This window comes from Pseudoduganella lurida (genome assembly GCF_007830455.1).
Taxonomy (GTDB): Bacteria; Pseudomonadota; Gammaproteobacteria; order Burkholderiales; family Burkholderiaceae_D; genus Rugamonas; species Rugamonas lurida.
The window spans coordinates 1-20,174 of sequence record NZ_VLLB01000017.1 but is presented as its reverse complement, the minus strand read 5'-3'; the positions used below and the strand labels follow the sequence as shown (position 1 = coordinate 20,174).

The following is a 20,174-nucleotide window of genomic DNA, read 5'->3' as shown; positions in this document are numbered from 1 at the left end:
GGCCTAGGGAATGGGGGCGATCCGCAGATGTGCCAGGAAAGCGTCGTACCACTGTGGCGTGATGCCTCCCGCCAGCGTATAGACCGTGTCGCTGCCGTCGAGGGCGATATGCAGGGTCTGCGTATCGCCCGGCGCCGCTTCGATCCAGTAGGCATGCAGCCGGCCATGGGATGCTTTCGTATAGCGCACGGCGCGTTCGATGCCTTCCGCCTGGTAGGCAGGCCGATGGCGCTTGGTACCGCCGAGCATGTCGAAAAATGCCGCGACACCCAGCTTCCTGCTCAAGCCGGGATACTTTCCTACCAGTTCATCGCGTGTCGATGCGCGCAGCAGCAGCCCATCCCGGGGCGCCCCGGCAGGCAGGAAATGCCAGCCTGGGGGACCAGCGGAAAACGCGAAGACACGCCCGACCAGCGCTGCCGGCAGCTGCATTCCAGCTCGCCGAATTGCAATGTCACACATGCGGCGCAAGGGGCCGCTGCCGGCCAGGCGCGCGTTTCGAGCATGGTTGCGGCGAAGGCGGGACCAGCGCAACTGGCTGCCATCAGTATCAGGGGTAGACGGGAAAAGAGATTCATGGTGGGCGTTCCGGGAAAGAGTGCGGCCCTTGTTTGTCGAAAACCAACATTAAAAGCGGGCCCGGGAAGGCGTGCTTTGGCGCCTGTCAGGCATTCTTACCCGGCACGGTTTTGGGTGACAGCCAGCGGCGTCAGACAAGTTTTTTTCGCGATAATCAAACGAAGATCCCGGTGGTCCGGGCGTCGGAGCGCGTGTAGAATGTTGGGTTTTGCAACGAGCCGAACAAGGTAAAACACAGCATGTGGTTCAAGAATCTCCAGATCTATCGCTTGCCCGCGCCGTGGGCATTTGCACCCGAAAAACTCGAAGAAGCGCTGCGTTCGCAGGAGTTCACGCCGGCCAGCAGCAACGAGATGCTGCGCCAGGGCTGGGACTCGCCGCGCGGCAATGGTTCGCTGGTCCATGTCGTCAACCAGCAGATGCTGCTGCTGCTCGGTACCGAGAAGAAGCTGCTGCCGTCCACCGTGGTGAACCAGGTGGCCAAGGCGCGCGCGCTGGAGATGGAAGAACAGCAGGGTTTCGCGCCCGGCAAGAAGGCCATGAAGGAACTGAAGGAGCGCGTGCACGACGAACTGCTGCCGCGCGCCTTCACGATCCGCAGCAATGTGTGGACGTGGATCGATCCGGTGAACGGCTGGCTCGTCGTCGATGCGGCCAGCCCGTCGAAGGCCGATGACGTGATCAAGCTGCTGCTGAAAGCCGTCGACCGCCTGCCGCTGGAAAGCCTGCGCGTGCAGCGCTCGCCGGTGGGCGTGATGACGGCCTGGCTGCAGGACGACGAAGCGCCGGCCGGCTTCACCGTCGACATGGACACGGAACTGCGCGCCACCGGCGAGAGCAAGGCCGCGGTGCGCTATGTGCGCCACACGCTGGAACCGGAAGAGGTGCGCCGCCACATCGCCGCCGGCAAGCAGTGCACGCGCCTGGCCATGACGTGGGACAGCAAGATCTCGTTCGTGCTGACCGAATCGCTGGCCATCAAGAGCATCAAGCCGCTGGACGTGCTGAAGGAAAACGACGCCGTCACCCGCAACGACGAAGAACGCTTCGATGGCGACTTCATGCTGATGACGGGCGAACTGTCGAAGCTGATGGCCGACATCGTCGAGGCCCTCGGCGGCGAAGCCAAGGCCTGATCCGGGCCGCCCGAGTCGGAAGGCCGGCGCTCCTGCGCCGGCCTTTTTTTCATGCGATCGCGCCCACCCGGATCAGTATTGGCAGCATGCCGTCCCGGAACTTGTTGGCGCGCACGGTCAGTTCCTGCAGCTGCTGCGCATCGGACTCCGCCGGCTTCCCTTCGATGACGAGGCGCTCGCCCTGGCGCGACAGTGCCATCGCCGCATAGGCGGCCCAGTCTTCCGGGCCCGCCCCGCCATGCGCGCGCGACAGCACGAACAGCAGGTCGAAGCGGTTCAGCGGCAGTGCGCCGCCGGTAGCCGGTGCGGCCAGGTAGTGCAGCGCCTTGTTCGACATGGCCATCTCGCAGATGCGCAGGTTCAGGCGCTGCGCGGCGGGGCGGGCCCGCTCGATCACGTCGTCATCCTGCAGGATCACCGTGCTGCCGGTGCCGGTCAGCACGAACACCGCCTGCAGCACCTGATGCAGCGTCATGCCGTGCTTCTTGGCGGCGAAGCCCACCAGCTCGCCGATCGTGTGGGGCTGGCCGTCGGCCAGGAAGTCCAGCAGCGGGTCGTAGATCTGCGGCTGCAGCGTGACCTCGCCCAGCGAGGCGACGGCCTTCAGCGGCACGGCGGCGCGGTCGCCCAGCAGCATCACGCGCATCTGCAGCACCAGGTGGTCGCGCTCGATCGTGCCCAGCCTGCGCGGTCCCTTCACCCAGTAGTCGCGGCGGAAGCCCTGGTTCACCATGAAGTCGCGCACGGTCTGGGAAAACACCGGGTCGGTGATCTCGTCGAGCAGCTTGCGCTGGTCCGCCGTGAGGTTGATGGTGTCGATGTGGTCCAGGTAGTGGGCCGAGCACGCATAGGTGAGCTTGGCCTGTTCCAGCAGGGCGGCCACCTGCGAGAACTGGAACGGCACCCAGTCCCGGTTGAAGTATTCGTGGGCCAGGTAATTGCGGTCCTGGACCTTGGTCTTGTCGAAGCGGCCCGCCACGTTCGGGTTCGCCAGCAGGTAGCCCGGTTTGGTGCCGAACAGGCGCTCGGCAAAGGCCAGGCTCTGGTCCACGTGCGCGGCCGAACCGCCGCCGGGCGCACCCATCACGTTGGCATATTCCGCCAGCAGCTCGCGCACCGGCACCATCGGCGCCCAGCCCGGCTGCGTGTTGTAGCTGATGTAGAGCACGCCGCCCAGGCGCAGCTTGCGACGCACGAAGTCGGCGATGATCCGGCGGTTCTCGTCCGAGATCCAGCTGAAGATGCCGTGCAGGCCGATGAAATCGAAGTCCGGCAGGTCGTCGCGCGAGCAGAACTCGGCGAACGACTGGTCGTACAGGTGCACGGGCGCCCCGGAAGCGGCCGCCAGCTCGCGCGCGAACACGGCCTGGGTGGGATTGAAATCCGTGCCGTGCCACTGCGCGGTGGAGGCGGCGCCGTGCAGGTTGATGCTCATGCCCTGGCCGAAGCCCAGCTCGCAGGCGGTCTCGACCTTCGGCGGCATCAGGCCGGCCATCACGAACGCCAGCCGGGCGCGGTGGGGGTTCAGTTCGGCATAAGTGCCGTAGGTGTAACCAATGTCGGCAACATAGCCGGCGGACCATTCGGGCATGCGTTTCCTCTCGGATTACATCGGTTGGAAGACTCCTGCGGCGCGGTTCTTCTGCACATTGTCCCAGGCGAAGATGCGGCCGTTCATGGCCACGTACACGCCATGGGGCAGTACCTGTGCCACGCCGCAGGCGAAGCCCAGGTTGAAGAAGGCGTCCGAGTTGTCGATGGCGTAGGGGATCATCGCGCCGGTGAACACGATCGTTTTGCCCTGTACCGCGGGACCCAGCACGGCGGCCGTATCCTGCATCGTGTCGGTGCCATGCACGATCACGATGGCGGCCTCCGGCGCGGCCTGGCACGAGGCCAGCACGCGCTGGCGGTCGGGGTCGCCCATGTCCAGCGAATCGAGCAGGGGCAGCACCTCCAGCTCGACGGGCGTGGTGATGCGGGCGCGGGCGATGGCGGCGGGCAGGTGGCTGGCCGCGAAACCGAGCGTGCCATGCAGTTCGTTGTAGTGCTTGTCGAAGGTGCCGCCGGTGGCGATGATGCGCAAAGTCATGGTGTTTCGGATAAGGTTGCAGACAGTCGATGATAGCCTGCTGCGGGGCGGCACGAAAGAAAAAAACTTCTTCGTATCCACATGCAACGGCGCTGGAAAGTTGCACCCGCGTTGAGTACACTAGGTTTTTTGCCTCGGCCCCGTCATGAAAGCGCTCGCTCCCGGAACCGTCATCTTCCACCGCCATCGCGGCTATGGGGTGATCACGGCCGTCAACCTGCTGACGGGCTGGATCGCCGCCCGCTTCGGCAGCGAAGGGCGCACGCTGGACCTGAATCTCTCCACCGATGAAGTGCAGTTCGCGGACGGCGAAGCGATCCTGTTCCGCCGCGCGCCGCCCGACCGCATGCCCCATGCGCGGCTGATGGCGATGGTGCGCGCCCTGCACGAGGCGGGCTACCAGAAGCTGTACCTGTATTCGTGGCCGAAGCCGTCCGGCCTGCACTGGCGCTGGCACCTGTTCACCGGCCCGCGTGACTGGATGCAGCGCTCGTGGCGCGAAGGCTGGTATGGCTCCGGCGCGGACTACAACAACAATCCCGTGATGGGCTGGGGGGACACGCCGGGCGCCACGACGGAAGAGCTGATCCACGCGCTGGCGAAATTCGATCCGGAAGGCCTGGCCCATGCGCTGGGCCGCGACGAAGACCACACGGCATGGTTCGCGGATGTCTGCGATGCGCTGCTGCCCGGCTATATGTACAGCCTGGACATGCAGCGCCCGCCCGGCGCGCCATTGACCGACATGCCGCCGGTCCCCGTCATTCCCGTCCGCGCCGGCCTCGCGCCGTACAGCGGCCCCGACATCACCTGGCCACCCGGCTGGGCCGGCCTGTGGACGAAGGTCCACGCAATGCCGGCGCCGCGCATCAACCTCACCGGCATCCCCGAAGCCTGATCCGTCGCCTTACTGCCGAGCCTGTGTCAACTTCGGGGTCAGTCACGAAAAGTGACACGAACTCGACAGTGGCAAGCCCGGACAGGCCATATGCGTGACGGACAAATCCAGTTTGCGCTCGACGTGTCGAGCATATGGATCTACGGATGAGACCGTGTCAACTTCGGTGACTGACCCCGAAGTTGACACGAGCTCAGCCGTTGCGGAGGTGGTCGCGGTAGCCGGGGTTCAGGATCGTCTGGCAGCCGCCGGCGAAGAAGTCGACCAGGTTGCGGAAGGCGTGGCTGAAGTACAGCTCGTAGCTGTCCTGCTCCACGTAGCCCAGGTGCGGGGTGGCGAGCACGTGGGGCATGCGCAGCAGGACCGAGTCTTCCGCCAGCGGCTCGCTGTCGAACACGTCCAGCGCGGCGGCGCCCGGGCAGCCGGAACGCAGGGCCGCTTCCAGCGCCCCTTCGGCCACCAGCTCGGCGCGGCTCGTGTTGACGAACAGCGCAGTCGGCTTCATCAGGGCCAGGTCCGCCGCGGTGACGATGCCGCGGGTGGCGTCGCCCAGGCGCAGCTGCAAGGTCAGCACATCGGCCGCCGCAAAGAAAGCTTCACGCGATGCGGCCGCCGTATGGCCATCGGCGACGGCGGCGGCACGGCTGGCGTCGCTGCCCCACACCAGCACGTCCATGCCGAAGGCCTTGCCATAGCCGGCGATCAGCTTGCCGATCTTGCCGTAGCCCCAGATCGCCAGCGTGCGGCCGCGCAGCGTCGTGCCCAGCGTGTTGAACGGCTGGTTCGTCGACACGGTCTGCCAGGCGCCGGCCTTCAGGTGCAGTGCGTACGGCACGATCTTGCGCTGCGCCGCCATGATCAGCGCCCAGGTCAGTTCGGCCGGTGCGACCGGCGAGCCGACACCCTCCGCAATCGCGATGCCCAGCTCCGTGGCGGCGGCCACGTCGATCTGGCCGCCCACCTTGCCCGTCTGCGAAATCAGCTTCAGGTTGGGCAGCTTCGCCAGCAGCGCGCGCGTCAATACGGTCCGCTCGCGGATGGTGACGATCGCATCGAACGGCGCCAGCCGTGCGGCCAGCTGGCCCACGCCGCGGATGCTGTTGTTGAACACCTTGACGTCGTGGCCGTCCAGCAGCTCGAAGCAGCCGAGCTCGCGGACGGCGTCCTGATAGTCGTCCAATATGGCAATTTTCATGGCAGATACGCGAAGTTTCTCATCTATTGGTAACCCGTTAACGAATTTGTGAATATCTGGAATAGCCTACTACATCACTCAACCATTTCTCCTACATTTTTGTCGGAAAGACGGGAGGAGGGGTGTACAATCGATCAAGTCGTTGAGCGCTACCCGGCTCCCGCGACCCGACTAGTTTCTCTTCCGTCGCAGCCCTGAAGCTCGGATCGAGCTGACATGGTGCTTGAGCCGCATTCCTGCTCGAGCTGCATTCGTGCTCCGGAAGCGCGCCCTCGAGAGCCTGCGCGAGCACTCGGGCGCACCGGCAGATGCCGTCGATTGCCGCTCGCTGCGCGGGCGAATCCTGGACGTATCGTCGCCAAGCGTCGACGATGCACCACACACGCGCAAGCCCGAAGCCGACGACGACCCTGCCACCAGGACCAGACCGAATTCTTATTGGCATTGGAGGTAGTACCATGAACCAGCCCCTTATGGGAGGCGTCGCAACGATGAACGCGCCAGCTTACATCAAGCATCAGAAACTGATCAATTGGGTCACCGAGGTGGCCGCGCTCACCAAGCCGGAGCGCATCTACTGGTGCGACGGCTCGCAGGAAGAGTATGACCGCCTGTGCGCCGAGATGGTGGCGGCAGGCACGATGAAGAAACTGAACGAGGCCAAGCGGCCCAATTCCTACCTGGCCTGCTCGGACCCGACGGACGTGGCGCGCGTCGAGGACCGCACCTTCATCTGCTCGGAAAAGAAGGAAGACGCCGGCCCCACCAACAACTGGACCGCGCCGCACGAGATGCGCGGCACGCTGAACGGCCTGTTCGACGGCTGCATGGCCGGCCGCACGCTGTACGTGGTGCCGTTCTCGATGGGCCCGCTCGGTTCCCCGATCGCCCACATCGGCGTGGAACTCTCCGATTCGCCGTACGTAGCGGTGAACATGCGCATCATGACGCGCATGGGCAAGGCCGTGTACGACGTGCTGGGTGAAGACGGCGACTTCGTGCCCTGCGTGCACACCGTGGGCGCGCCGCTGGCGGCCGGCCAGAAGGACGTGCCATGGCCATGCAACCCCACCAAATACATCGTGCATTTCCCGGAAACCCGCGAGATCTGGTCGTATGGCTCCGGCTACGGCGGCAACGCGCTGCTGGGCAAGAAGTGCTTCGCGCTGCGCATCGCCTCGAACATGGGCTACCAGGAAGCGCAGCAGGGCGGCGCCGGCTGGCTGGCCGAGCACATGCTGATCCTCGGCGTGGAATCGCCGGAAGGCAAGAAGCACTACGTGGCGGCCGCGTTCCCGTCCGCCTGCGGCAAGACCAACTTCGCCATGCTGATCCCGCCGGCGTCGTTCAACGGCTGGAAGATCACCACGATCGGCGACGACATCGCCTGGATCAAGCCGGGCGCCGATGGCCGCCTGTATGCGATCAATCCGGAAGCGGGCTACTTCGGCGTGGCCCCGGGCACCAACGAGAAGACCAACTTCAACTGCATGGCGTCGATGCGCGAAAACACGATCTTCACGAACGTGGCGCTCACGGACGATGGCGATGTGTGGTGGGAAGGCATGACGAAAGAACTGCCGGCGCACCTGATCGACTGGCAGGGCAAGGACTGGACGCCGGCTTCCGGCACGAAGGCAGCGCACCCGAATGCGCGCTTCACCGTGTCCGCCGTGCAGAATCCGGTGATCGATGCGGCCTGGGACGATCCGGCCGGCGTGCCGATCTCCGCCTTCATCTTCGGCGGCCGCCGCTCGACGACGGTACCGCTGGTGACGGAAGCGCGCGACTGGGTGGAAGGTGTCTACATGGCCGCCACGATGGGCTCCGAAACCACGGCTGCCGCTGCCGGCCAGATGGGCGTCGTGCGCCGCGATCCGTTCGCGATGCTGCCCTTCATCGGCTACAACATGAGCGAGTACTTCCAGCACTGGCTGGACCTGGGCACGAAAACGGCCGCCGCCAACCCGGCCGCGCTGCCGAAGATCTTCTGCGTCAACTGGTTCCGCACCGACGAGCACGGCCACTTCGTGTGGCCCGGCTTCGGCGACAATATGCGCGTGCTGAAGTGGATGCTGGAGCGCATCGAAGGCACGGCCGGCGGCATCGAAACGCTGTTCGGCACCACGCCCCGCTATGGCGACCTGCACTGGGAAGGCATGCCGTTCTCGCCGGAGGAGTTCGAAACGATCACGTCGATCGACAAGGACGCCTGGCGCGACGAGCTGAAGCTGCACGCGGAACTGTTCGACAAGCTGTCCTACCGCCTGCCGCAGGCACTGCTGGACAACAAGGCACGGCTGGAACAGCGCCTGGGCTGATCCGGTCGTATCAATGAAAAGCGCGTGCTGCGGCACGCGCTTTTTTTATGTGCCGGCGATCCCGGCAGGCCCGGTGTAAGATCGCTCGTAGACACTGAACCACAGGAGAGACTCATGCAGGATCCGCAATCGCAACGTCCGCCGGCCGATGCCGCCGCCGGCCAGGCGCGCCCCGCACTGGACGACGACACGCTGGCGTTCGCGCGCCGCGTCTTCCAGGCCGCCCGTGCCGGCAACGCCGCCGAACTGGGGCCGCTGCTCGACCAGGGCTTCCCGGCCAATCTGCGCAACGAAAAGGGCGACAGCCTGCTGATGCTGGCCAGCTACCACGGCCAGGAAGACGCCACCCGCGTGCTGCTCGAACATGGCGCCGATCCGGAGCTGCAGAACGATGCCGGCCAGAGCCCGTTGATGGGTGCCGCCTTCAAGGGCAACCTCGCCATTGCCAAACTGTTGCTGGAGCACGGCGCGCAGCCGGACGGCCCCGGCCCCGACGGCAAGACGCCGCTGCGCTTTGCCGTGATGTTCAACCGCGTGGAGATCGCCCAGCTGCTGCTGGACCGTGGCGCCAATCCCGCCGCGCTCGATTCCAGCGGCTCGCCGATGATCGAGGTGGCGCGCACGATGGGTGCCATGGACGCGGTGGCGCTGCTGGCCGGGCTGAAATAATCGCCCGGAAAATGGGGACAAAAAAGGGACAGACCCCATTTTCCGAGCAACACCTTTCCTGGAAAATGGGGACAGACCCCATTTTTTGAGCAACACCTTTACCGCAGCGCTTCGTTCTTACACCCGCGGTGGATCCGTCTCCCGCGCATAGACACGGTGTCCGGCCACGGCCGCCACGAACGCGGCCAGCGCCGCGTGCGGATCGCCATCGACGACCAGCCCCGGGTCGGCGCTGCCATCGGGCAGCAGGCGGGGAATGCCGGCGCGGTCCAGCAGCTCGGTGCCGCCGTCGAGGGCCAGCAGCGCCTTGCCGTGCCGGTACTGCTCGCGCACGAACTCCAGTGCGCGCGGATCCTGTGCCAGCTTCTTCGCCGCCGCCAGGCCGGCCGGCAGCACGACCGCGTCGTACAGCACCGCGGGGCCCGTCTCCAGCGTGATTTCCGCTTCCAGAGGACAGCCGTCGGTGGACGTCACCGCGCCCAGCTTCTGTCCCACCACGCGGGGCTGCGCACCGTCCTTCAGCAGCGCCGCGTACAGCTGGCGCACCTGTTTGCCGTCGACATCGTCCGCGACAAGGATGGCGATGCGACGCGTCTGGATGCCCGTCTTGCCCGGCCGCGTGAGCAGCGATAGCGAAGGCGAGGGCGGATACGCGGGAATCGGCAGCTCTGTCGAAGGTGGCAGCGGCGGCGGCACGGGAATGCCCAGGTCGGCGGCCACGGCGGCGGCCAGCGCGGGCGACACGTTGACCAGCCCCGCCACGATCCGTTCGCGCACCTGCGGCACCTGCACGCGCGTCAGCTCGAAGCGGTAGGCGGCCACGATGTGCGCCTGCTCCGGCGCGCTCTGGCTTTCCCAGAACAGCCGCGCCTGGCCATAGTGCTCGGCGAACAGCTCCGGCTTGCCGCGCACCTTGTCCCCCGCCTCGTGCGCCGGATACGTGACGAAGCCCCGCGCACCGGCCTGGAACGGACAGCCTCCTGCCAGCGAGTTCGGTTCGTACGCCACGCGGCCCCGGTTGATGGCCTGGCGGTGCAATCCGTCACGCTGGTTGTTGTGGACCGGGGCGATGGCGGAATTGATCGGGATTTCATGGAAGTTCGGGCCGCCCAGGCGCGTCAGCTGGGTATCGATGTACGAGTGGATGCGGCCCTGCAGCAGCGGGTCGTTGGTGAAGTCGATGCCGGGCACCACGTGCGCGGCGCAGAACGCCACCTGCTCCGTCTCGGCAAAGAAGTTGTCGGGATTCCGGTCCAGCACCATCTTGCCGACCGGTTGCACGGGAACCAGTTCCTCGGGAACGATCTTGGTGGCATCGAGCACGTCGAACGTGCCGAAGGCGGCCGCCTGCTGTTCGGTGAACACCTGGATGCCCAGCTCGTACTCGGGGAAGTAGCCGGCCTCGATCGCCTCCCACAGGTCGCGGCGGTGGAAGTCCGGATCGGCGCCGGTGAGTTTCGCCGCCTCGTCCCACACCAGGGAATGGGTGCCGGCCATGGGTGTCCAGTGGAACTTCACGAAGTGCGCCTCGCCCTGCGCGTTGACGAGCCGGAAGGTGTGCACGCCGAAGCCCTGCATCATCCGATAGCTGCGCGGGATGGCGCGGTCCGACGTCACCCACATCAGCATGTGGAAGGTTTCCGGCGACAGGCCGGCGAAATCGTAGAACGTGTCGTGGGCGCTGGAGGCCTGCGGGATCTCGTTGTGCGGCTCCGGCTTCACGGCGTGGATCAGGTCCGGGAACTTCATCGCATCCTGGATGAAGAACACGGGGATGTTGTTGCCGACCAGGTCCCAGATACCTTCGTCCGTATAGAACTTGGTGGCGAAGCCCCGCACGTCGCGCACCGTGTCGGCCGAGCCGCGCGAGCCGGCCACCGTCGAGAATCGCACGAACACGGGCGTGCGCTTGCCCGGCTTGTCGAACAGCGCGGCGCGCGTCAGGTGGCACAGGTCGTGGTAGCTCTCGAAGTAGCCGTGCGCGCCGGCGCCGCGCGCGTGCACCACCCGTTCGGGAATGCGCTCGTGGTCGAAGTGCGTGATCTTTTCGCGGAAGATGAAATCCTCCAGCGCGCTGGGGCCGCGCAGGCCGATCTTCAGCGTGTCCTGGTTGTTGGCCACCTTCACGCCCAGGTTGGTGGTCAGCTCGCGGCCGCTGTCGTCCACCCGCACGCGGTCGAGCGGGCCGTTCAGCGGGTTGTGGCCGATGTCCGGCTTGCCGTCGCCCAGCTTGCGGGAGGGCAGGTTCTCGGTCGTGGTGCTGGCCGTGGCCAGCGGTGTGGAAGGCGTTTCCGTGGCCCCCTGGTGCGGTACCACGGAGTCGTCGCCATATTCCGCGGGCTTGTTCGGGTTGAACGGCCTCTGCGCCGCCAGTGCCTGTTCGGCCACCTTCTTCTCCAGCAGCCGGCCGGATTCCTCCGTGTGCTGGCCGAGACGGTCCGGTGGATCGCCTTCCGACGGGCCGCCCACCGTGCCCAGGATCGATCCGGCGCCGTCCAGGTCGCCATGCTTGCGTGTCTCCATCACATCACCTCATGTCGTAGTTGACGAAGTGGTGCGTTGCACGTGCACATTGGCAAAAAACCTGCCTTGATCCTCTTCAACTATTCGTGCGACGCATCAAGCACGAGTCTGCTCGCGCAGGCGGGCAGGCGTCTGACGCAGCTCAACAGTGCGAAAGGCCGGTGCGACGGATGGGAACTTTTCAGCTGCCGAGTTTCGACAGGGCGAACGCACACAGGAAACCGGCGACGGTGATCAGGCCGGCATAGTCGTGCGCTTCCTCGAACGCTTCGGGAATCATCGTATCGACCAGCATCGCCAGGATGGCTCCAGCGGCAACGGCCGTCGTCGCGGCGATGACGGCGGGCGGGAAATCCTGGAACGCGGCATACCCCACCAGCGCGGCAATGCCGGAGGCGGCCGCGATGCCGCCCCAGATGCCGAAGATGTAGGCGCGCGAGCGTCCTGCACGCTTCATGCCCGCCGCGCTGGACAGCCCTTCCGGAATATTGGACAGGAAAATCGCCGCCACGGCCACCTTGCTGACCATGCCGCCCTGCAGCATCGACAGGCCGATGACGATCGATTCCGGGATGCCGTCCAGCAGCGCGCCCACGGCGATGGCCGTGCCGCTGCCGCCGGCCTCTTCTTCTTTCGGCTGGCGGTCGCCGGAGCGCTTGCGGTGCTTGGCGCCGTAGCTCGCGAGGATACGGTTGGCCAGCGTGTAGACGGCAGCGCCCGCAACGAAGCCGGTGGCGGTGGCCATGAAGCCGCCCTGGCGGAACGCCTCGTCCATCAGCTCGAACGACAGCGCCGAGATCAGCACGCCGCTACCGAAGGCGGTGATGGCCGCGATCAGCCGCTGCGGCACGTTCAGGAAGTAGCCCGCGCCAGCGCCCACCAGCAACGCCGCGCCCGCCACGAACCCCCAGAACCCTGCCTGTGCCCAGATTGGAAAATGCATCCTGTCTCCTTTGCCGCAGTGTACGGACCGGCTGGGGAATGCGTCGCACGCGGCAGGGCAGGACGATAATCTGCCGACAAAGTAGCGAAAAAGTACCGACAAGCGCATGACAAATTTTTGCTAGGATTTCGCACACGTGTGCTAAAGTGGTTGCATGAATACCTCGAAAAGCGAAACCACCTACGCCACGATCGTCGACGCGGCCATGGAAATGGCGGCCCTCGACGGCATCGGCAAGCTGTCGCTGGGCGAGCTGGCGAAGCGCACCGGCATCAGCAAGAGCGGCGTGTTCTCGCGGGTCGGCTCGCTGGAAGGCCTGCAGGGCGCCGTGCTGGACGAGTACGACCGCCGCTTCTCGGAAGAGGTGTTCCTGCCGTCGCTGCAGGCGGCGAAGGGACTGCCGCGGCTGCTGATGCAGGTGAACCTGTGGCTGAAGAAGGGCACGGACGAAGCACCGCGCGGCGCCTGCCTGTACACGGCGGGCGCGTTCGAATACGACGACCTGTCCGGCCCGCTGCGGGATCGGCTGGAAGAGGGCATCGTGCGCTGGCGCGCTTCGCTGCGCAAGACGGTGCTGCAGGCGATGGAGGCGGGCCACCTGCGCCCGGATACGGATCCCGAGCAGCTGGTGTTCGAGATCTACAGCCTGATCATCGGCGTGATGCATGACGTGCGGTTCCTGCGCGACGAGGGTGCGCCGCGCCGCATGGGGCGAGCGTTCAGCAGGCTGATTTCCACGTACAGGAGTTTCAATGAGGTCGAGTAACAGCGAAGTCCAGTAGCACGCCTGCCGGGTCGTCCCGGCTTTTCTTTCCCTTGGTTTCGCACACCTGTGCGAAACGGTCTCGTCAGGAGGCTGTCATGTCTGCTTTGTGGTTGATGGTATTGCCGGTGGCCGGGTATGCCTGGCACGCGGTGGCGGGGATCCTGCGGGTGATCCCGAAATCGAACGACGACTTCGGTTTCTTCTAAAATGGGGACAGACCCCATTTTCCAGGAAAGATTGCCCGAAAAATGGGGTCTGTCCCCATTTTCCAGGCAATAAATGGTGCAGGTTATTTCTTCTTCAGCAGCGGCACGAGGTACCTGCCGGTGACGCTGTCCGGGTTCTTCGCCACGTCCTCCGGCGTGCCGGTGGCGATGATGCGGCCGCCGCCGGCGCCGCCTTCGGGACCCAGGTCGACCAGCCAGTCCGCCGTTTTGACCACGTCCAGGTTGTGCTCGATGATGACGAGCGTGTTGCCCTGGTCGCGCAGGCGGTGGATCACCTTCAGCAGCAGGTCGATGTCGTGGAAGTGCAGCCCCGTCGTCGGTTCATCGAGGATGTACAGCGTGCGGCCCGTGTCGCGCTTCGACAGCTCCAGCGACAGTTTGACGCGCTGCGCCTCGCCGCCGGACAAGGTGGTGGCGCTCTGGCCCAGCTTGACATAGCCGAGGCCCACGTCCAGCAAGGTCTGCAGCTTGCGCGCGATGGTCGGCACGGGCTTGAAGAACTCGTGCGCGTCTTCCACCGTCATGTCCAGCACCTGCGTGATGCTCTTGCCCTTGTAATGGACTTCCAGCGTTTCGCGGTTGTAGCGCTTGCCGTGGCAGACATCGCACGGTACGTACACGTCCGGCAGGAAGTGCATCTCCACCTTCAGCACGCCATCGCCCTGGCAGGCTTCGCAGCGGCCGCCCTTCACGTTGAACGAGAAGCGGCCGGCGCTGTAGCCCCGTTCCTTCGCCGTCGGCACGGTGGAGAACAGGTCGCGGATCGGCGTGAACAGGCCCGTGTACGTGGCCGGATTCGAGCGCGGCGTACGGCCGATCGGCGCCTGGTCCACGGAGATCACCTTGTCGAAGTGTTCCAGGCCGCTGATCGTGTCGTGTTCCGCCGGTTCCGTCTGCGAGCCGTACAGGTGGCGCGACAGGGCCGGATACAGCGTGTCGTTCACCAGCGTGGACTTGCCGGAGCCGGAAACGCCCGTCACGCAGGTGAGCAGGCCCACGGGGATCGTCAGCGTCTGGTTCTTCAGGTTGTTGCCCTTGGCGCCCGTGATGACCAGCTGGCGGTTCGGATCGGCGGCGTGACGCTTCTTCGGCACCTCGATCTTCATCGTGCCATTCAGGTACTGGGCCGTCAGCGATTCCTTGTTCTTCAGGATGTCCTTCAGCGAGCCGGCCGCGATCACGTCGCCGCCATGCACGCCGGCGCCCTTGCCCATGTCGACGATGTAGTCGGCGGTGCGGATCGCATCCTCGTCGTGCTCGACCACCAGCACGCTGTTGCCGATGTCGCGCAGGTGCTTCAGCGTGTCGATCAGGCGGTCGTTGTCGCGCTGGTGCAGGCCGATCGACGGCTCGTCCAGCACGTACATCACGCCCGTCAGGCCGGAGCCGATCTGCGAGGCCAGGCGGATGCGCTGCGCCTCGCCGCCGGACAGCGTGTCGGCAGATCGGTCCAGCGACAGGTAGTCCAGGCCCACATTGTTCAGGAACGACAGGCGCGAGACGATCTCCTTGATGATGCGGTCGGCGATATCGCGCTTGGCGCCCTTCAGTTTCAGCTGCTCGAAGAACGACAGCGTGTCGCGCAGCGGCTTCTCGGCGATCTCGTAGATGGCCTTTTCCTGCTTGCCGGTGCCCACGCGCACATTGCGCGCCTCGATGCGCAGGCGCGCGCCTTCGCAGGTCGGGCACTTCTTCTCGTTGATGAACTTCGCCAGCTCTTCCTTGACGGCCATCGAGTCCGATTCGCGGTAGCGCCGCGCCAGGTTGTTCACCACGCCTTCGAAGGTGTGCTCCTTGACGATCGTGCGGCCGCGCTCGTTCACGTACGAGAACGGGATCACGGCCTTGCCGGAACCCTGCAGCACGGCGTTCTGCGCGGCCGCCGGCAGCTGCTCGAACGGCACGTCCAGGTCGAAGCCGTAGTGCTTCGACAGGCTCTGCAGCATCGAGAAGTAGAAGCTGTTGCGGCGGTCCCAGCCCTTCACGGCGCCGGACGCCAGCGACAGGTTGGGGAACGCCACGATGCGCTTCGGATCGAAGAACTCGATATGGCCCAGGCCATCGCATTCGGGGCAGGCGCCCATCGGGTTATTGAACGAGAACAGGCGCGGCTCCAGCTCCTGCAGCGAATAGCCACAGCTGGTACAGGCGAACTTGTTCGAGTACACGTGCTCGGTGCCGTCGTCCATATTGAACGCCACCGCGCGGCCATCGGCCAGGCGCAGCGCCGTCTCGAAGCTCTCGGCCAGGCGCTGCTTGATCTCCGCCGTGACCTTCACGCGGTCGATCACCACGTCGATCGTGTGCTTCTCCGTTTTCTTCAGCTTCGGCAGGTCGTCCACTTCATAGATCTTCGCGTCGTGCGTGCCGCTCTGCACGCGAAAGCGCACGAAGCCCTGCGCCTGCATCGCCTCGAACAGGTCCACGTGCTCGCCCTTGCGGTTGGCCACGACGGGCGCCATGATCATCAGCTTGGTCCCTTCCGGCATGGCCAGCACGGCATCGACCATCTGCGACACGGACTGCGCCGATAGCGCATGGTCCGGGTGGTTGATGCAGTACGGCGTGCCCACGCGCGCGTACAGCAGGCGCAGGTAGTCATGGATTTCCGTCACGGTGCCGACCGTGGAGCGCGGGTTGTGCGAGGTGGCCTTCTGCTCGATCGAGATGGCCGGCGACAGGCCTTCGATCAGGTCGACATCGGGCTTTTCCATCAGCTGCAGGAACTGGCGCGCATACGCCGAAAGCGATTCGACATAGCGGCGCTGGCCTTCCGCGTACAGCGTGTCGAACGCCAGCGAGGATTTGCCGGAACCGGACAGCCCGGTGATCACGATCAGCTTGTTGCGGGGCAGATCGAGGTTGATGTTCTTCAGGTTGTGCGTACGCGCGCCGCGGATGCGGATTTCTTCCATGTATATATGCCCTGGTTGTGCCTGACTGATGGATGTAGTTACTGAAACCGACTGCTGCCTTCTGGCGGGCCCGACTGCGAAGGACCCGGAACGGCCGACCCGACACTATAGAACGCTTCGCGCTGCGGTGTCGGGCGGGTGGTACGTGCGTATTTATCTTGCAATCGTATCTTGCAAACGCATTTTGCGATCGCCCGCGCAATCGAAACTTGCGATCGGGTACTGATGCACTATGCCGCCGCTCGCGCCAATTTCAAGGTCTGCGGTGCGTATTGATACCGAACAGGACTGCTGCAGCAAGCACTGTATATAATACCAGTATTCACATTGCGCTGCTCGTACCGGCGAGCGTCCATCGGCGGGCAGGGAAATCCCGCTTGACCCGTGAAAAATTGCGTCTGCAATGGACCCCCTGTCATATAATTCATTGTTTAGTAAACGTTCACGCAGGAGTACACATGGCATCTGTCAACAAAGTCATCATCGTCGGCAATCTGGGCCGCGACCCGGAGATCCGCTACATGCCGAGCGGCGATGCCATCGCCAATATCGCGGTCGCCACGTCGTTCAAGTCGAAGGACCGCAACACGGGCGAGCAGAAGGAAATCACCGAATGGCACCGCATCTCGTTCTTCGGCAAGCTGGCCGAGATCGTCGGCCAATACTTGAAGAAGGGCTCGTCCGTCTACGTCGAAGGCCGCCTGCAGACCCGTAAATACACGGACAAGGACGGCGTAGAGAAGTACGCAACCGATATCGTTGCCCAGGAAATGCAGATGCTGGGTGGCCGCCAGGGCATGGGCGGTGGCGATGCGATGGGTGGCGGCGACGACATGGGCGGCTACGATGCGCCGCCGAGCCGTCCGGCGCCGCGCCCGCAGGCTTCCGCACCGGCGCCGCGCCCGGCACCGAAGCCGGCACCGAATTTCTCGGACATGGATGACGATATTCCGTTCTGAGATGCCGTCACCGTAGCGGTGGCCGCAACTACCCGATAACGCCCTCAGGCCTCGCGCTTGCAGGGCGTTTTTCTTGCTGAAGCGATTTGTTCACGCAGCGGCGGTGCGCCGAAATGGTTTGTCCAAGGAGCTGGATGGGTCCCGAATCGATGCTGCGCCAGGTAGCGCTGGCAAGTTATGGCACGAGCTTTCTGCAGGGCGAACGGCCGCTGCAGGACTGGTATCGCCATGGCATCTTCTGGGATGCGCGCTGCCATTTCGGTCCCTGGCCGACAATGCGCTGCTGGCGGACGACTTCACCGTGTGGCGCGGCATCCTCAAGGAAGCGGGCGCGCTGCGGCTGTCGCTGCATCCGGCGGCGGCGTTCGGCATCGATGTCCCGGCGGCGCAGGAGGGGGGCATTGCGCGATGGTGGTGCATTTTGCCGACCGCTACCAGGTATGGGGCGTGGGGCAGGAGCGTGCGGCGTGGCGCGACCATCCGCTGTTTCCGCGCGGCGCGGAGCACGGTGACCCGGTGTTTCCGGATGCCGGGTATGACGCGGGCGAAGTCGATGCCCATTGGTGCAACGAAGCGCAGCCAGGAGCGCTGGCCGTACCCGACACGGACTGGCAAGCGCTCGCCGCAACGATCAGGGCGGACCTGGATATTCCCGTGCCTTCCAGCCGCGCACCAGCCGGACCGTTCATTCCCTGGACGCGGGCCGACCATGCGAGCGCGAAGCTGCCGTTGTTCGTTCATAACGCGGCCACCGCATTGGCGCACCGCGTCCTTGCCTCACTGGAGATGGAACACGGCACGTTCGAGAACGAGACCAATCCGAAAAACGATAGCGGCCGGTATGCCCTCATGGATGAGGCTGTTGCCACCGCCTACCAGGACTGGGGCGCCCGGCTCGAAGGCTGGCGCACGGAAGTGCTGCTGCGCTGCGCGAACGAGCGACGGAGCACGGTTTCCGGCCACGGCAAGGAGCCGTTTTCGCGCATGACTCCCGAGCCGCGCGAGGAGGGCGTCGCTACGTCACTTCAGCCCCTTGATGCTGCAAGCGAACCCGATCAGGCCGCACAGGGCGCGCGGCCTGAACCGGCAGCGGACGACGCTTCCCGCGTACCAGCGTCCGGCAGCATCGGCGCAGTCATCGTCGTCATCGTACTGGGATTGCTGAGCCTTTTCTGGAAGACCGTTGCCACGCTGGTCAGGAGCTCTCCCTGGGTCATTGCCCTGATCAGCGGGGTTGCGTTGCCCTACGTGGCCTACAGGTAAGCCAGACAGAATTTGCCAGCTGGCCGCCATCCGATGTTCCGGTGACGGACAGCGACTCGTCCACGGCCCTGTCTCCCGACATGGGGAGCGGACACTGGAAAGACCTTGCGCTCCTTGCTTCCCGGCAGCTGCCCCCGCGATATTGTGATTTCCGGTAGCGGGCACTGGTCCTGCCGGTTGTCACTGTACCTCGTATTTCCCCTTCCAGGCCGACATACGGGACCTTGCACTCCAATTTGAAGTGAGCACTCACATGCATCCTGTCCGGCACGAGTTAACTCCCTGGCAGCAGATGATTTCATTTTCATGACATTTCCTTGTGGAAATGATAATCCACTACTGGCACTGTCGCGGCTAGCCAACTGTTTGATTCCAAAAAGGAAACCCGAAGTAAAAATATGTGCCGCAAAGAAACTTAAAGGCTATACTGGCGAGGCTGTCCAAGGTTTCGAATGGGCAATAAATTGTTCCGAAGAAGACGTCCCGGCTTAATCGACAGCCGTTTGGCGTCGCTTTGTGTCTGTGAGGAAATTGCCTGGTGAGTCCACCGGCAGTTCTGGCACGGACAACCTGAGGTCCATGGGATTCCTCCATTCCGGGCTGAACCTGGAGCTGGAAGAAGCGGTGGCTAAAGTTTGGCACAGTTTTGTCGATAGGCAACAAACCACAACGTCGCAGGCCTCATTGCTAATTGGCTGCGGAAATATGCAGACGGATTACACGTACCGACGAAGGCAGCCCGAAGGCTGACAACCCGAAAATTCCGCAGTTTATTAGTATTCATTAGAGAGAAATTACATGACCGCCATCCTAATTCCAGGCAAGGATTCTGCTCAGATAGCAGCGTTTACCACCCAGATCATTGCAGGGTTGAGCACTGAAGAGATCGCGTCGCTGACGTCGGCACAAGCCGGCTGGCTGACCACCTCGCAGATTGCTGCCCTGACCACCATGCAGACCGCTGTGCTGAGCAGCACGCAGATCGTGGGCCTGGGAACGAATTCCGTGGCAGCCCTGGAAACGGCGGACCTGCGCGCACTGAAAACCAGCACGATTGCCGCGCTGACCACCCAGCAGATCGGTGCTCTGACCACCACGCAAATCGGCGCGCTGTCGACGGCGCAGGTCGGCTCCCTGGGTACGGCCGTGTTTGCCGTCGGGCTGACCAGCGCCCAGGTTCCTGCGTTTGGAACGGACCAGGTAGCAAGCCTCAACACCGCGCAGGTCTCGGCCATGTCGACCACCGTGCTGGCTGCTCTCCAATCGAACGACGTCGCGGCATTGAAGACCTCGGCAATCGCCTCGCTGAGCTCGAACCAGATCGATGCGCTGAACTCGGCGCAGATCGTGGCCCTGACCACCGCACAAGCCGGCGCACTGCGTTCGACGCAAATCGCCGGTCTGACGACCGATGTCCTGCAAGCTATGGAAACGGCCGACGTGAAAGCCCTGTCGACCAGCGTCATTGCCGGCCTGAGCTCGGCACAAGCCGCCGCACTGACTTCGTCGCAGATCGCCGTGATGACCTCCGGCCAGATCGGTGCCCTGGCAACGTCCCTGTTCGCTTCGGGCCTGACGACGGCACAGATCGTGGCCCTGAGCACTTCGCAAGCTGCCGGCCTGACCTCCGCGCAAGTGGCAGCGATGTCCACCGCGAACCTGGCAGCACTGGAAACAGCTGACCTGCG

The 20,174-nt window shown here is 64.6% G+C and carries 14 protein-coding genes and 1 pseudogene; 8 read left to right on the top strand and 7 right to left on the bottom strand.

Annotated features, from left to right (window positions below):
* Positions 1-3 precede the first annotated feature (3 nt).
* Entirely contained in the window at positions 4-432 is a 429-nt protein-coding gene (locus tag IP91_RS25645; RefSeq protein ID WP_158643206.1) for a hypothetical protein, read from the bottom strand.
* Between the two features lie 386 nt (positions 433-818).
* Between IP91_RS25645 and IP91_RS25640 the strand changes: the two genes are divergently transcribed.
* Entirely contained in the window at positions 819-1,715 is an 897-nt protein-coding gene (locus IP91_RS25640) for a recombination-associated protein RdgC (RefSeq protein WP_145653430.1), read from the top strand.
* A 49-nt stretch (positions 1,716-1,764) separates the two neighbouring features.
* Here the strand turns inward: IP91_RS25640 and IP91_RS25635 are convergent, their stop codons facing one another.
* Positions 1,765-3,306, bottom strand: coding sequence for a class I SAM-dependent methyltransferase (locus tag IP91_RS25635; RefSeq protein WP_145653428.1), 1,542 nt, complete (start codon positions 3,304-3,306; stop codon positions 1,765-1,767).
* A gap of 15 nt (positions 3,307-3,321) precedes the next feature.
* On the bottom strand, positions 3,322-3,807 hold the full coding sequence (locus IP91_RS25630; RefSeq protein WP_145653426.1) for an asparaginase domain-containing protein: 486 nt from the start codon (positions 3,805-3,807) through the stop codon (positions 3,322-3,324).
* A 145-nt stretch (positions 3,808-3,952) separates the two neighbouring features.
* On the opposite strand from IP91_RS25630, the gene IP91_RS25625 reads away from it, so the two are divergent.
* Entirely contained in the window at positions 3,953-4,705 is a 753-nt protein-coding gene (locus IP91_RS25625) for an L-asparaginase (protein WP_145653424.1), read from the top strand.
* Positions 4,706-4,898: 193 nt separating this feature from the next.
* On the opposite strand, the gene IP91_RS25620 is transcribed toward IP91_RS25625, so the two are convergent.
* The gene (locus tag IP91_RS25620; protein WP_145653423.1) at positions 4,899-5,900 is read right to left on the bottom strand and encodes a D-2-hydroxyacid dehydrogenase family protein; all 1,002 of its coding nucleotides are present in this window, start codon (positions 5,898-5,900) and stop codon (positions 4,899-4,901) included.
* 458 nt (positions 5,901-6,358) lie between these two features.
* Here IP91_RS25620 and IP91_RS25615 point away from each other — a divergent pair, with 458 nt between their 5' ends.
* Together IP91_RS25615 and IP91_RS25610 are read left to right on the top strand one after the other, a co-directional pair.
* A complete protein-coding gene (locus IP91_RS25615) occupies positions 6,359-8,221 on the top strand; it encodes a phosphoenolpyruvate carboxykinase (GTP) (RefSeq protein WP_145653421.1) in 1,863 nt (620 codons plus the stop codon).
* Between the two features lie 114 nt (positions 8,222-8,335).
* Positions 8,336-8,890 carry an ankyrin repeat domain-containing protein gene (locus IP91_RS25610; protein WP_145653419.1) on the top strand — a complete coding sequence of 185 codons (555 nt, stop codon included), beginning with the start codon at positions 8,336-8,338 and terminating at the stop codon, positions 8,888-8,890.
* 117 nt (positions 8,891-9,007) lie between these two features.
* Here the strand turns inward: IP91_RS25610 and IP91_RS25605 are convergent, their stop codons facing one another.
* The gene (locus tag IP91_RS25605; RefSeq protein ID WP_145653417.1) at positions 9,008-11,413 is read right to left on the bottom strand and encodes a catalase; all 2,406 of its coding nucleotides are present in this window, start codon (positions 11,411-11,413) and stop codon (positions 9,008-9,010) included.
* Positions 11,414-11,594: 181 nt separating this feature from the next.
* Positions 11,595-12,356, bottom strand: coding sequence for a ZIP family metal transporter (locus tag IP91_RS25600; RefSeq protein WP_145653415.1), 762 nt, complete (start codon positions 12,354-12,356; stop codon positions 11,595-11,597).
* A gap of 154 nt (positions 12,357-12,510) precedes the next feature.
* On the opposite strand from IP91_RS25600, the gene IP91_RS25595 reads away from it, so the two are divergent.
* A complete protein-coding gene (locus IP91_RS25595; protein WP_145653413.1) occupies positions 12,511-13,122 on the top strand; it encodes a TetR/AcrR family transcriptional regulator in 612 nt (203 codons plus the stop codon).
* Positions 13,123-13,411: 289 nt separating this feature from the next.
* On the opposite strand, the gene uvrA is transcribed toward IP91_RS25595, so the two are convergent.
* Positions 13,412-16,264: an excinuclease ABC subunit UvrA gene (uvrA, locus tag IP91_RS25590; protein ID WP_145653412.1), complete on the bottom strand. Its 2,853-nt coding sequence runs from the start codon at positions 16,262-16,264 to the stop codon at positions 13,412-13,414.
* A 458-nt stretch (positions 16,265-16,722) separates the two neighbouring features.
* Between uvrA and ssb the strand changes: the two genes are divergently transcribed.
* The 3 genes and pseudogenes from ssb to IP91_RS25575 all read left to right on the top strand — a co-directional run.
* Positions 16,723-17,223 (top strand): single-stranded DNA-binding protein, encoded by a 501-nt coding sequence (gene ssb, locus IP91_RS25585; RefSeq protein WP_145653410.1) that lies wholly within the window; start codon positions 16,723-16,725, stop codon positions 17,221-17,223.
* Between the two features lie 408 nt (positions 17,224-17,631).
* Positions 17,632-18,486, top strand: a complete 855-nt coding sequence (locus IP91_RS25580; protein WP_145653408.1) for a hypothetical protein — start codon at positions 17,632-17,634, stop codon at positions 18,484-18,486.
* Positions 18,487-19,284: 798 nt separating this feature from the next.
* A pseudogene (locus IP91_RS25575) lies at positions 19,285-20,174 on the top strand (heme utilization protein); the annotation flags it as partial.

What these genes read in the sequence shown, in the direction of transcription:
- IP91_RS25600 (WP_145653415.1), bottom strand. Translation starts at nt 12,356, where the DNA reads ATGCATTTTCCAATCTGGGCACAGGCAGGGTTCTGGGGGTTCGTGGCG.
- IP91_RS25610 (WP_145653419.1), top strand. Translation starts at nt 8,336, where the DNA reads ATGCAGGATCCGCAATCGCAACGTCCGCCGGCCGATGCCGCCGCCGGC.
- IP91_RS25635 (WP_145653428.1), bottom strand. Translation starts at nt 3,306, where the DNA reads ATGCCCGAATGGTCCGCCGGCTATGTTGCCGACATTGGTTACACCTAC.
- IP91_RS25605 (WP_145653417.1), bottom strand. Translation starts at nt 11,413, where the DNA reads ATGGAGACACGCAAGCATGGCGACCTGGACGGCGCCGGATCGATCCTG.
- uvrA (WP_145653412.1), bottom strand. Translation starts at nt 16,264, where the DNA reads ATGGAAGAAATCCGCATCCGCGGCGCGCGTACGCACAACCTGAAGAAC.
- IP91_RS25625 (WP_145653424.1), top strand. Translation starts at nt 3,953, where the DNA reads ATGAAAGCGCTCGCTCCCGGAACCGTCATCTTCCACCGCCATCGCGGC.
- IP91_RS25645 (WP_158643206.1), bottom strand. Translation starts at nt 432, where the DNA reads ATGCAGCTGCCGGCAGCGCTGGTCGGGCGTGTCTTCGCGTTTTCCGCT.
- IP91_RS25615 (WP_145653421.1), top strand. Translation starts at nt 6,359, where the DNA reads ATGAACCAGCCCCTTATGGGAGGCGTCGCAACGATGAACGCGCCAGCT.
- IP91_RS25580 (WP_145653408.1), top strand. Translation starts at nt 17,632, where the DNA reads ATGGTGGTGCATTTTGCCGACCGCTACCAGGTATGGGGCGTGGGGCAG.
- IP91_RS25640 (WP_145653430.1), top strand. Translation starts at nt 819, where the DNA reads ATGTGGTTCAAGAATCTCCAGATCTATCGCTTGCCCGCGCCGTGGGCA.
- IP91_RS25620 (WP_145653423.1), bottom strand. Translation starts at nt 5,900, where the DNA reads ATGAAAATTGCCATATTGGACGACTATCAGGACGCCGTCCGCGAGCTC.
- IP91_RS25595 (WP_145653413.1), top strand. Translation starts at nt 12,511, where the DNA reads ATGAATACCTCGAAAAGCGAAACCACCTACGCCACGATCGTCGACGCG.
- IP91_RS25630 (WP_145653426.1), bottom strand. Translation starts at nt 3,807, where the DNA reads ATGACTTTGCGCATCATCGCCACCGGCGGCACCTTCGACAAGCACTAC.
- ssb (WP_145653410.1), top strand. Translation starts at nt 16,723, where the DNA reads ATGGCATCTGTCAACAAAGTCATCATCGTCGGCAATCTGGGCCGCGAC.